This window comes from Halobacteriovorax sp. HLS, from assembly GCF_004006665.1.
In the GTDB taxonomy this organism is placed as follows: Bacteria; Bdellovibrionota; Bacteriovoracia; order Bacteriovoracales; family Bacteriovoracaceae; genus Halobacteriovorax.
On sequence record NZ_QOCL01000014.1, the window covers coordinates 299,149 to 311,861 of the forward strand.

Genomic DNA, 12,713 nt, shown 5'->3' on the forward strand with positions numbered 1-12,713 from the left:
GAGTCTCATTTTAGGAAAATCATGAAAAAAACCTTTTATATATTCAGGCATGGGCAAACAGATTGGAATAAGGAAAGAAAAGTTCAAGGCCAGACCGATATTGAGCTAAATGAACTGGGTCAAGAGCAGGCTCAAGAACTAAAATGTTTCTTTGATAGCTTTGATATTGATATATGTTATAGCTCTGATTTGAGTAGGGCCTATAGAACTGCTGAGATTGCTTTTAGTGGTAAAGGGGTTTCAATTTTTAAGAGTATTAATTTGAGAGAAGCCAACTTTGGACAAGTTGAAGGAATGACTAGAGAGAATCTGATTGCAATCTATAATGAAAACTTTTGGGAAGTTAATGAGCAATCAGATGAGTCCTTGAACTTTTGTTATCCTGGAGGTGAAACTAGAAGGGAGCTTAGGGACCGACTGGTTAAATTCATTGAGAATCTAAGAGACTCTGCTACAGAGAGAAATATTGCAATAAGTACTCATGGTGGAGCGTTGAGAATTTTACTCCATCATTTTCTTCCTAAGGACGCAACTCCTTTGCCTATACCTAATTGCGTTGTCTATAAACTAACCTTTGATGGGGATTCGGCCCTTATTGAAGGACCTTTAAATAATAATTGAAATTAAAACAACTAAAAATATAATTGCAACGATATTGAAAAAGAATCCATTCTTTATCATAGTTCCTATTTTTACTTCTCCACTGCCATAAACAATAGCATTAGGAGGAGTTGCGACAGGAAGCATGAAGGCCATATTACAGCTTGTACTAACAGCAAGTACAAGGGCAAGAACCGACATATTCACTGTACTGGCAGAGGCAATAACAATTGGAATTAGAATATTCGCTGCCGCTGTGTTTGAGGCAACTTCAGTCATGAATATTGTAAAAGTAATCAATGCTAGTAAGAGAATGAAATTAGAAGAATTTCCAAAGTTTGAAATAAGAATATCTCCGGCCATAGTAGCAAGACCAGTTTTAAAAAGTATTCCTCCAAGACTTAGTCCTGAGCCAAATAGTACTAATGATGGCCAGTCGACAGACTTAGCATCTTCAAGAGAGAGAATCTTTATTCTATCTTTTAGAGGAAAAACAAATAGTAGTGATGCGAAGAAGATCGAGACCACTCCCGGATCGAGTCTTTGAGTAAAGAAGATCGATAGAGAATGCTCTTTTCCTAAAATGAAGGAGAAGATACTTGGGCTAAACCAAAAGAACACAGTTAGACCAAAGAGAGAGAGAACGAAGAATTCTTGAGCATTAAGCTTTTCAAATTTTTCGGATTTAATAATTTCAATATTTCTAATGTCAAAGTTTGTTCTTTCTATCTTCTTTGTGACCCACCAAGAAATACCTAATATAAATATAATAACTAAAGGTATAAATGTGATGAACCATTGAAAGAAAGAAAAATCTATATTTGCTAAATCTTTAAGCATTCCAATGGCAATCATATTAGGAGGAGATCCAATTGGCGTACCTAATCCTCCAATAGTCGCAGAGTAGGCCATGCCTAAAAGTATTGTAGACTTTAGTTCTTTACTTTCAATCTTAAGACTTTTAATCATTCCTAAGACTATTGGGAGCATCATTGCAGTAGTGGCCGTATTGGAAACCCACATTGAGAAAATTGCAGTTAAAGAGAATATTCCTAAAATAGTTCGCTTTAAACTTCCTCTAAAGAAACTAGATGTTAAGAGCCATACTGAAATCTTCCTATCAAACCTCATTACCTCTAAGGCCTTTGCAAAAAGAAAGCCTCCAAGAAATAGAAAAATGATAGGGTTTGAAAAAGGAGCAAATGCTTCAGTAGCAGGTACAACTCCAAGAATTACAGAGGTACTCACGCCAAGTAATCCAGTTACAAATAGTGGTATTGGAGTTAAAAACCACTGGCATACAGTAAGAGAAAATATTGCCAAAAAAGTTTGTGCCTTGGCATCCATTTCTAAATTTAAATTTAAAATAATGAAAAATATAATAGGGCCTATTACTAGGCCCCATTTATTTATATATAAGAGAAGTTTTTTTATTGATACTCTAACCATTGTAAGCAGGAGCACCCTTTATATTATTAGTGTAAAAGTCACCGAACTTTTCCATTTGAGAGTGGAAAGATACGGCCAGCTCTTTTGCTTTTGAAGCGTAGTCTGTCGAATTTTCCCAAGTCTTTTGAGGAGTAAGTAGTTCAGATGGAACACCAGGAACTTCGCAAGGAATCGCAAAGTTAAAAATTGGATCATTTTCGTAGGCAACATCATCAAGCTTGTTAGATTGAATAGAGCGGATAATTTTTCTTGTAATATCAAGAGGAAATCTCTGTCCAACACCACAAGCTCCACCAGTCCAACCAGTGTTAACTAGCCATACCTTAATGTCGTACTTCTCTAGATATTTACCTAGAAGTTCAGCATATACACTTGGGTGTCTTAGCATGAATGGAGCTCCAAAGCATGGAGAGAAAGTAGCTTGAGGCTCTACTACACCAATTTCTGTTCCTGCAAGTTTAGCTGTATATCCTAGAACAAAGTAGAACATTGCTTGTTCAATAGATAGTTTTGAAACTGGAGGTAGTACACCAAATGCATCAGCACTTAAGAAGAATATGTCTTTAGGTATTTTACCTTTAGAAGATGTTTCAAGCTCTTTAATGAAACTAAGTGGATAAGAAGATCTTCCATTTTCAGCAAGTGTTTTGTCGTCGAAATCAACAATACCAGTTTCTTCATTAAGCACAACATTCTCTAGTAGGGCCCCAAATTTATTGGATGCATCCCAAATCTCAGGCTCAGTAGACTTTGATAATTTATAAGTTTTAGCATAACAACCACCTTCAAAGTTGAAGATTCCTTCGTCGCTAAGACCGTGCTCATCATCTCCAATTAGGTAAGTCCCTTCATCAGTCGAAAGAGTTGTTTTACCAGTTCCAGAAAGACCAAAGAATACAGATACATCTTCATTCTCTAGTCTTGAGGCTCCTGAATGCATTGGCAGAATTCCAATCTCCGGAAGTCTGTAGTTCATGGCTGCAAACATACTCTTCTTAATTTCACCGGCGTATAACGTTCCACAGATAATTGTAGTACTTGAGTCAAGACAAGTTACTACTGCTGTTTCTGTTTTATTTCCATATTTACCTGGCTCAAGCTTAAGTTCTGGAGCGTGAAGAATTGTGTAATCACCGTCTTTGAACTCTCTCATCTTTCCTCTAAATAAGTGCTTAGAAAAAAGTGCGTGTTGTGGGTGAGAAGAGATTAGTCTTGCACTGATATTATGTTCTTTATGTGCACCAACAGATCTTTCTGTTGTATACAGGTCTCTATTGTCATTTAAGTAAGTGATAACATCACTTTTTAGAGCAGCAAATTGCTCTGTAGTCATAGGAAGTAAATCGTTTTCCCACCATACAGGTTTTTCTGTAGTAGAAGTTTTAACGATATATCTATCTTTAGCTGAACGGCCAGTGTGCTTACCTGTTACAACAGTAAGTGCTCCATCATTTGTAAGTTTTCCATAACCTTTACGTACGGCCTCAGCAATAAGAAAGCTTCTCGGAGAGTCACTGTGAATTTTGTACTCGCCTCTGCTTGTTTTAATACCTAGTTCATTTAAAAATGTTTCCATATTGTCTCCTCTTTAAACAACTCACAATTTAGATTGTGCGTTGCTAATAGTTCTCATTAGAAAAATTAACGTGCATGTTAACCCCTAGAAACCTATTTGACACGATAAAAAGGGTATTTTTCATCATGTTTTTTAAGCATAATTACTCTTATATTTTGGCGAAATGGATAAGATGTTATATAACTGTAGCAAAAAAATATAACGTATTGCGCAAGGTGTCTAAACCCATGAAAAGTCTTACTTCAAAAGAGATTAGAGAGAAGTTTCTCGATTACTTTGAAAAACACAACCACTTAAAAATAAAGGCGTCATCAGTTGTTCCAAAGAACGACCCGACATTATTATTTATTAACTCTGGTATGGCACCTTTGAAGCCATTTTTTCTTGGAAAGGAAGAACCACCTCAGCCGAGACTTTGTAATTTTCAACCATGCATTAGAACTAAAGATATAGATGATGTTGGAGATAGACATCACTTAACTATTTTTGAGATGATGGGCTCTTGGTCAATAGGAGACTATTATAAAGATCTAGCCTGCAAATTGGCCTACGACTTATTGGTAGAAGAGTTTGGTTTTGATCCTAAAAGACTTTATTTCACTGTTTATGCTGGAAATAAAGAACATGGTATCGCTGCAGATACTGAGTCAATTGAAGCTTGGAAGAAATGTGGGGTGCCTGAAGATCATATCGTAGTTATGGGTGAGGATAATTTCTGGGGACCGGCAGGTGACACTGGTCCTTGTGGACCATGTACTGAAGTTTTCTTTGATTGTGGTCCTGAGTATGGGCCGGAGTATAAGCCAGGTGGTCATTTTGATGATGTTTCTAGATATATTGAAATCTGGAATGCTGGTGTTTTTATGGAATTAAATAAGCAAAAAGATGGATCATTTAAAAATCTTCCTCTGAAGTCGGTTGATACTGGTTCAGGACTTGAAAGACTCGCGATGGTTATGAATGGTCATGACTCGGTATATGAGACTGACTTAATGCAACCTTTAATGGAATTATCCTATGAGCTTTTAGGTGATAAGGACGTAAAAAAAGCGAGAATGCTTACTGATCATATTAGAGCAGCAGTTTTTATTCTTAGTGAGGGAGTTACTCCGTCAAACGAGGGGCAAGGATATATTCCTAGAAGACTGATAAGAAAATGTGTGGCCGCTCTAATGGCAAGAAAGGTTGAAAAAATAGACTTCTCTAAAATGGTTACAACAATAGTAAGTATGATGAGTGATTACTATCCACAGATTAAGCAATCCTTAGAGATGGTCACTTACAATCTAAATAATGAAATTAATGACTTTATTCCTACTGTGAAAACAGGATTGGATTTAATTGAAAAAGAACTAGAGACCAATGCTAGTTCAAAAAAGAAGTTTCCAGGTGTTGTAGCATTTGAGCTTGTTACTACTCATGGTCTACCACTAGATGTTTTGAAAACTGACCTTAATGATAGAGGTATAGAGCTAGATGAGCTCGAGTATGAAAAATGTTACGAAGCTCATAGAAAAGCTTCAAGAGTAATTTCCAGAAAGGGTGGAGCAAATGATCAAGATAAGATTCAAGAGCTTGTCTCGAATCTTAAAGATACAAAGTTCCTAGGTTATGAAAGAGAAACACAATCTTCTTCAGTTAGCTTACTCATTAAAGAAGGTGAGATCGTTACTACTGTTAATGAGGGTGATGAATTTCTTTTCTGTACAGAAGAAACTCCCTTTTATGGTGAGTCTGGTGGACAGGTTGGTGATACAGGAGTTGCTCAATCAGCTTCTTGCTCAATCGAAATCGTTGACACTATGAAAGTGGGAAATATTCACATTCATGTAGCAAAACTCATCTCTGGGGCGTTGAAAACTGATGAGCAATTAGAGCTTTCTGTTAATTCAGAAGTAAGAGCTGATATTAAGAGAAACCATTCAGCGACACACTTATTGCATGCGGCTTTACATAAGGTTATTGGAAAACATGCAGTTCAAAAAGGGTCTTTAGTAAGGTCTGATAGATTAAGATTTGACTTTGGTCATCAACAAGCTGTAACTAAGGCCGAGCTTGATGAAATTGAAGCGATTACAAATACATGGATTATGAAAAACTCTCAGACTCAAGCCGATCTACTTGATTATGATGAAGCAATTGAAAAAGGCGCTATGGCCCTTTTTGGAGAAAAGTATGACTCCAAGGTTAGAGTTATTTCTTTTGGTGAAGACTCCGTAGAGCTATGTGGTGGAGTTCACGTTGAAAGAACAGGTGATATAGGATTGATGTTAATTACAAGTGAATCATCTGTAGCAAAGGGAATTAGAAGAATTGAGGCGGTAACTGGTCGTGAAGCGTATAAGCTTCTACAAGAAAGAAATATTATTCTTAGAAAAACATCTGATTTGCTATCTGCAAAGCCTGTAGACTTTGAGACTAAAATTAAGGAACTTAAGCAGAAGGCATCTGCTAAAAAAGAAGCACCTAAGAAAGTTTCGTCTAAAGAAGCTAAATTTGACATTGAAAAATCATTAGAGCTATCTGGAGCAAAGATTTTAGTTGCCCAAATGAATGCAGATTCTTCAGTTCTAAAAGATCTAGGGGATCAGTACTTAGCTAAGGGCGACTATCAAGTGATTTGCCTTGCTGGAAGTGATGAAAAAACTATTCGTGCATTTGCCTGGGTAGGTGATGGGTTTAATAAAAAGCTTAAGGCCGGAGATTTGTTAAAAGAAGTTCTTAAGCCAGTCGCTGGAAAAGGTGGAGGAAAACCCCACTTTGCTCAAGGGGGATCTCCTAATATCGGTGATATTGCGAAAATTTTTGAAGCGATGGATAGTGTAGAAACATTTTTAAAGAGTAAACTATAATGGCGTTAAATAAGAAACCGTATAAAGGTACTAGAGACTTCTTCCCTGCAGATAAGAGAGTTCAAGATTATATTTTTTCAAAGATGAGAGAGTCTGCTAACTCTTTTGCATTTGAACCCTACGATGGTCCTATGCTTGAAGAAGTAGAACTTTATAAGGCAAAGTCTGGTGAAGAGCTTATCAATGATCAAATCTATTCCTTTACTGATAGAGGTGATCGATTTGTTGCAATTCGCCCTGAGATGACTCCGACAGTTGCTCGTATGGTTGCTCAGGTACATAGAGAAATTCCAAAGCCAATTAAGTGGTATTCTATTCCAAATTTGATGAGATATGAAAAGCCTCAAAGAGGACGTTTAAGAGAGCATTGGCAATTTAATTGCGATATCTTTGGTGCAACAGGTAGAAATGGTGAAATTGAAATACTTCAACTTATAATTCATTTAATGAAGAGCTTTGGTGCAACCTCTGAGCACTTTGAAGTTTTAATTAATGACAGAGAAATTGTTAATACTGTTTTTAATGATTTGATGAAAGTTTCTACGGAAACTTCTTATAAGCTCTACAAAATTATAGATAGAGCTAAGAAAGTATCAGCTGAAGCCTTAGATAAGATGATTGGTGAGCTCTCTCTTGAGCAGGATAGTGTAAATATTCTTAAGAGCTATCTTTCGGTCAAGAGCTTTGATGAATTATTTAGTTTTCTAGGCGAGTACGATCAAGTTGAAAAGGTCTCTGGATTTAAAGAACTTTCTGATATTGCTAAGAAAATTGGTTTAGATAAATTCTTAGTTTATGATCCTACTATTGTTAGAGGGCTAGATTATTATACTGGAATTGTCTTCGAGGTTTTTGATAAAAACCCTGAAAACAGAAGAGCACTCTGCGGTGGAGGTGCATATGCAAATCTACTACAAATCTTTAATGAAAGCCCTGTTGCTGGAGTTGGATTTGGACTAGGAGATGTGACCCTTACTGATTTTCTTATTACGCACAAGTTGTTACCTGACTTTTCTAAAAATAGTGTAGATCTCTATTTAACTTTTCAAAGTGAAGCGGCACTCGCAAAAAGTTTTGAACTTGCTGATCAGATACGTGAACTTGGTTTTAGTGTTTTAAATTCTCTTGATACTGTAAAGTTTAAAAAAGTTTTTCAGGGTGCTGATAAGAACGGAGCGCGTTTTGTGGCCCTTCTTGGGGATCAAGAACTTGAAGGAGAGTATATTCAGATCAAGAATATTGAAACAAAGGAATCATTCGAAGTTAAATTTTCAAACTTAGAAGAATTAGAGAAAATATTTAGTTAGTCTAACTTTGATTTAATACGAGGCCTCATATATGAGGCCTTTTTTATAGTGTAGAAGTGTCAAATGCTTCAGGTGGAGCTTTTTGGAAAACTATGGAAGGAACTAAACTGGCCAAAACTGTATAGATAACTAGGCCAGATAAGATATTAGTATCAACATTGAACTTCTCTTTCAAAATACTCATCATAACTAACCCAAAGATTAAAGTAGGCATAAGTGAGATAGAAATTGCTTTTCTATCATCCCAAAACTCAGAGAGATACTTCTTAATTGAGTATGTTAAAAGACCTACTCTTGTTGGAATCATAAATAAGAATAGTAAGAGTCCTATAATTAGTCCTTTCATAGTAAAGAAATCAGTAGTGATTTTTAAACCTGAAGAGAAGAAGTAGAAAGGCACAAAAATAGCAAAGAATGAGCTTAAAGAGTTTAATATACGATCAGACTCTTCACTTTCTATAAAATGTTTAAATTGACCAGCAACAACACCTGCAATAAAGGCCCCTACTAAATAGTACGTTCCAATCTTCTTCGTGATAACACCGGCTATAAATGCGACAAGGATGAGAAAAGAAACCTCAGTCTTAGGTGCATAAGGAGCGATGAATTTTAAGAATACTTTAAATATAATAGGTAGTGAGAAAATCAATAAGAGTAAAACAGCTTTAGAAATTAAAAAGCTTTTCAAGTCGCCCGATTGAAGGGCCACAAACATAATGAATATAGCAACAATCTCTTTTGAGATAGCTTGTGATTTAATCCAGTATTCTTCCGTTGGCTTAAATTGAAAAAGTTTGAGTGAATTAAGAATAAACCCTGCCGACGGAGTTAGGACACCAATAGATAAAATGAGAGCAGGTCTATAATCTAAGTCTAGAACTTTTGTAAAAATGAAAGCTGCAAAGAAGATCAAAAGTAAGGTTTTGAATAGGAATTTTGAAATAGTTGGAAAGTCTTTTTTTATCTCCTCAACTTCTACTTCCATTCCCGCAAACAAAAATAAAGTAGTAATTCCTAGTTTCGCAAGGACATCAACAAGTTGATCATCTTGAAACCACCCAAGAGAAATTCCTGTAATGGCGCCCAGTGCTAGAGAAGAAATCCCGATCGGGATACGAAACCTTAGTAAAACCTTTGGCACAAGGATTAGAATGGAAAAGAGTATAATATACTTAATCTCAGATGAAATAATGAAGTCCATATTTAGTCTCTCGTCGCTACAATAGTTTCATTTGCTTTCGAAATAATATTTAGCATATTGTCTTTTATAATTATATTTTTAGTACTAGAAGTAATTTTGTTGAACATGAATTCCATCATATTAGCTTGATCATCACATAGTCGCTTTGTTGCACCCATTTTAGAAAATGTGTATATGCCTTTAGTTTCTATTAGATTTGCGAAAAAATTGTTGCAACCATTATTACCTTTAACTGATAAGTCTTCGTTGATAATGATATAAGGGTTCAGTTTTGTAGATACTTCTTTGTTTAATATAGATACAATTTTCCATTTTCCAAAAATATTCTGTGTTTTGGAAGTTGGATTCATCTGACAAGATGAAAAAAGAAGTATTAAAGGCAAAATAGCTGTCAATTTCATTTATCATTCCTTATGTTTAGACCTTTAATTTGACCATCTTATGCCTATATTGTCTAAGTAATATTTTGTCTTTAGCTCGACTTTTCGCTATTCTTTTTGAAGAAGTTTATAGTGCTCTTGGCCGTTTTTGTCTATGACGCTAATTTTTTATAGGATTACCTCTTTGACTATGCTTTAGACCTCTAAAACATAGTGAAAATGATAGGATAGGACCTTACTTCGTAATTGATAAATAAAACTAGGGTATTTTATGGCATACAGTTTATTAGCACTTATTGATGATGTTGCTGCAGTTCTTGATGACGTTGGGGTTATGACTAAGGTCGCCTTAAAGAAAACTTCTGCTGTGATGAGTGATGATCTAGCTGTTAATGCAAACCAAGTAGATGGAGCTCATCCAACTAGAGAGCTGCCGATAGTATGGAAAATATTTAAAGGCTCATTAATAAATAAAGTTATTGCGATAAGTCTTATACTTGTAATTAATCTCATTTATCCTCCACTTAATACTTTCTTGTTAATATGTGGAGGTCTCTATCTTGCTTATGAAGGAGCGCATAAAGTTCTTGAATATTTTGTTTCTAGTAAGACAAAAAAGAATGTCGAGTTTTCTGAGAAGGAAAAAATAGCAGGAGCAATAAGAACGGATTTGGTTCTATCTTTTGAGATAATAATTATAGCGAAGAGTTATATAACTGGTCAGTTTTTAGAGCAGTTATTAACCTTAAGTGTTGTTGGTATCTTGGCCTCTATTATTATTTACGGTCTGGTTGCAGTTATTGTTAAGATTGATGATCTAGGATGTCTTTTAGTGCAAAGAGGCTTTAAGTCAATGGGGCTACTTCTTGTTACGATTATGCCTTATTTTATGAAGCTACTAAGTATTGTCGGTACCATCGCAATGTTCTTGGTGGCAGGTGGTATATTTACTCATGCATTTCATTTGCAGTTTATCGAGATTGAATCAATCCAAAATGCTATTTTAGGAATAATAGTAGGTCTTGTTGTGTGTACTTTTGAGATGATATTTAAGAAGCTTATAAGAAAATGATGTTTAGGTTTATATTTCTTTTTTTATTTATTACTTCTTCTTACGCTCAGTCTTCAGCACTTTTTGAGGTAACGAATCTAAGTTTAGAAGACTTTGGAAATAGAAGAATTATTGGCCTTCCTTATATGTTCTTTACTGAAGCGACTGAATTATCTTATGGAGCAGTAGTTGTTTCTAGGGGATATGGTCAAAAAGACTTGGCCATCGTAGGAACAGGCTATACAAGTGAGAATAAGAGTTACGGCTATGTTGTGGGTGTTTATAATTATCATATTAAAAATATTTCTAATAAATTATTTATTGATTATCAAATTAACTCAAATAAGAAAAATAATGATCTAGTTTATTTGAACTCAAATAAACAAAACTCTGCAGAAAATACAAATAGCATTAAGGGTGTTTCTAGAAATAGAAAGACGATCGTTAAGGCAAATTATACTTTATCTGTTAAAAACAAAAAGGGACAAATTGAGCTTCCAGAGTTTTTTGAAAAGTATGTTTACTCCTTCAAGACTGGAGCTAAGAAGCTAGGGCTTAGTTACTTTGATGAGTTTATGGATTTTGATGAATTTGATGGAGATAATTACTATGGAAGATCAAAAGGATTTATTATTAATTTTGAACATGATGTGAGAGATATTCAAGGGACTCCTTCAAAAGGCTTTCGATCTTTCGTAAATCTTGCTCATGACTTTGGAAGTGACTCAAGAAGTAAGTACACGAAACTTGAATTTGATCATTCAAAATACTTTAAGATTCCAAACTTCTCATTTACTACATTGCAAGTTATCGCTCTTAATGCCTTCTATTCAACAATGTTAGATTATGATGAAAGTAATCCTCCTGCATGGTTTGCTCAGGCAAACTTAGGAGGAAGTAAACGACTTAGGGGTTATAGACAAAGTCGCTTCTATGGAAAGAATGCCTTATATGGTTCTGTTGAATATAGAACTAGGCCAAAGTTAAATATTTTTAAGCAAATTCCTATTATTGATAAAATTGATATTCCGTGGTGGCAACTTGTTGTGTTTGGAGAGGTCGGAAATGTTAATAATCAAAAGAATTTTGATTTAAGAATACCTAGTACCTATTATTCCTATGGCTTTGGCCTAAGTGCAATGGTGGAGGGTCTTGTGGCAAGGTCAGATTTAGCTTTCGGAGAAGATACTTATTATATTAGATTCTTTGTTAATCAATCGTTTTGAGCAGTATTCAGTTGTCCGCAAGCGGCAAGAACATCATCACCTTTAGTTGTTCGAATCAGAGCAGGTATTTTAAATTTTTGTAATTCCTTTTTAAAGTCTTCAACTTTTTGATCAGTTGGTCTTTCGTAAGATGTTCCTGGGTAAGGATTAAAAGGAATTAAGTTGATATACGCTTCTTTTCCTTTTAAAAGCTCTCCCGTTTTTTTGGCATCTTCAATACTATCGTTGAAATCTTTAATAAGTAGATATTCATATGTAATAAACTGTTTCTTACTCAGAGGGATTGAGTCAATGTATGTGATAACATCTTCAAGCGGATATTTCTTATTAATAGGAATGAGCTCATTTCTTTTTTGAGTTTCCGTGGAGTGGAGTGACAAGGCAAGATTAACTCCTGGGATTTCATCTTTCCATCTTTTTAACCCAGGAATGTAGCCAGATGTCGAAATTGTTATTTTCTTAGGACCAATTGAAGTACCATTTTTAGAAAGAAAAATTTCGCAAGATTTCTTAACAGCATCAAAGTTATGTAATGGTTCCCCTTGGCCCATATAAACAATATTTAAAATTCTAACTTCATTAGGTCGATTTCTTTCAAGCCATTGCCATGCAGCTATGAATTGTCCCACAATCTCAGAAGTTGCTAGATTTCTCTTTAGCCCCTGCGTTCCTGTAAAGCAAAAAGAGCATTTCATCGCACAGCCAACTTGAGAGGAGAGGCAGATCGAATACTTTTGATGAAAGGGGATGAGCACTGTCTCTACTTTAGAGCCGTCATTTAGCTCAAAGAGAAATTTTACTGTCTTATCTTCAGATTCAATAACTTTATGTATTTTTGGAAGATCAAAAGAATATCTATTTTCAAGAAAGTTCTTCGTTTCCTGAGATAGCTCCATCTTACAAGGATAGGACTTTTTTTGTTTATAAAACCAGTTGTATAGGTTTTGTGCACCAAAGCTATTGAGCTGATTCTTATGTAGCACTTCAAGAAGGTCTGTAAAAGTAAGGTCGTAAAAGGACAATTTCATATAGCGAAAGTAGAATAGTTCGAACCTTTTGGCAATCTTCATA

The 12,713-nt window shown here is 35.1% G+C and carries 10 protein-coding genes; 5 read left to right on the plus strand and 5 right to left on the minus strand.

Annotated features, from left to right (window positions below; translation table 11 throughout):
* Positions 1-21: 21 nt before the first annotated feature.
* Positions 22-621 (plus strand): histidine phosphatase family protein, encoded by a 600-nt coding sequence (locus DPQ89_RS15445; RefSeq protein ID WP_127717935.1) that lies wholly within the window; start codon positions 22-24, stop codon positions 619-621.
* Here the strand turns inward: DPQ89_RS15445 and DPQ89_RS15450 are convergent.
* Positions 607-2,049 (minus strand): DASS family sodium-coupled anion symporter, encoded by a 1,443-nt coding sequence (locus DPQ89_RS15450; RefSeq protein ID WP_127717936.1) that lies wholly within the window; start codon positions 2,047-2,049, stop codon positions 607-609. The genes DPQ89_RS15445 and DPQ89_RS15450 overlap by 15 nt on opposite strands.
* The gene (locus DPQ89_RS15455; RefSeq protein ID WP_127717937.1) at positions 2,042-3,625 is read right to left on the minus strand and encodes a phosphoenolpyruvate carboxykinase (ATP); all 1,584 of its coding nucleotides are present in this window, start codon (positions 3,623-3,625) and stop codon (positions 2,042-2,044) included. Before DPQ89_RS15455 ends, DPQ89_RS15450 begins: the two co-directional genes overlap by 8 nt.
* A 227-nt stretch (positions 3,626-3,852) precedes the next feature.
* Between DPQ89_RS15455 and alaS the strand changes: the two genes are divergently transcribed.
* Positions 3,853-6,477, plus strand: a complete 2,625-nt coding sequence (gene alaS, locus DPQ89_RS15460; RefSeq protein WP_164848468.1) for an alanine--tRNA ligase — start codon at positions 3,853-3,855, stop codon at positions 6,475-6,477.
* A complete protein-coding gene (hisS, locus tag DPQ89_RS15465; protein ID WP_127717939.1) occupies positions 6,477-7,784 on the plus strand; it encodes a histidine--tRNA ligase in 1,308 nt (435 codons plus the stop codon). The genes alaS and hisS overlap by 1 nt, the downstream gene beginning before the upstream one ends.
* A gap of 43 nt (positions 7,785-7,827) precedes the next feature.
* On the opposite strand, the gene DPQ89_RS15470 is transcribed toward hisS, so the two are convergent.
* Positions 7,828-8,985: a cation:proton antiporter gene (locus DPQ89_RS15470; RefSeq protein ID WP_127717940.1), complete on the minus strand. Its 1,158-nt coding sequence runs from the start codon at positions 8,983-8,985 to the stop codon at positions 7,828-7,830.
* Positions 8,986-8,987: 2 nt separating this feature from the next.
* Positions 8,988-9,386 (minus strand): META domain-containing protein, encoded by a 399-nt coding sequence (locus DPQ89_RS15475; protein WP_127717941.1) that lies wholly within the window; start codon positions 9,384-9,386, stop codon positions 8,988-8,990.
* 250 nt (positions 9,387-9,636) lie between these two features.
* Here DPQ89_RS15475 and DPQ89_RS15480 point away from each other — a divergent pair, with 250 nt between their 5' ends.
* The gene (locus DPQ89_RS15480) at positions 9,637-10,437 is read left to right on the plus strand and encodes a DUF808 family protein (protein ID WP_127717942.1); all 801 of its coding nucleotides are present in this window, start codon (positions 9,637-9,639) and stop codon (positions 10,435-10,437) included.
* A complete protein-coding gene (locus DPQ89_RS15485; protein WP_127717943.1) occupies positions 10,437-11,642 on the plus strand; it encodes a hypothetical protein in 1,206 nt (401 codons plus the stop codon). The genes DPQ89_RS15480 and DPQ89_RS15485 overlap by 1 nt, the downstream gene beginning before the upstream one ends.
* Here DPQ89_RS15485 and rlmN read toward each other — a convergent pair.
* The gene (rlmN, locus tag DPQ89_RS15490) at positions 11,630-12,712 is read right to left on the minus strand and encodes a 23S rRNA (adenine(2503)-C(2))-methyltransferase RlmN (RefSeq protein ID WP_206611185.1); all 1,083 of its coding nucleotides are present in this window, start codon (positions 12,710-12,712) and stop codon (positions 11,630-11,632) included. The two genes, DPQ89_RS15485 and rlmN, sit on opposite strands and share 13 nt — an antisense overlap.
* Position 12,713 lies beyond the last annotated feature (1 nt).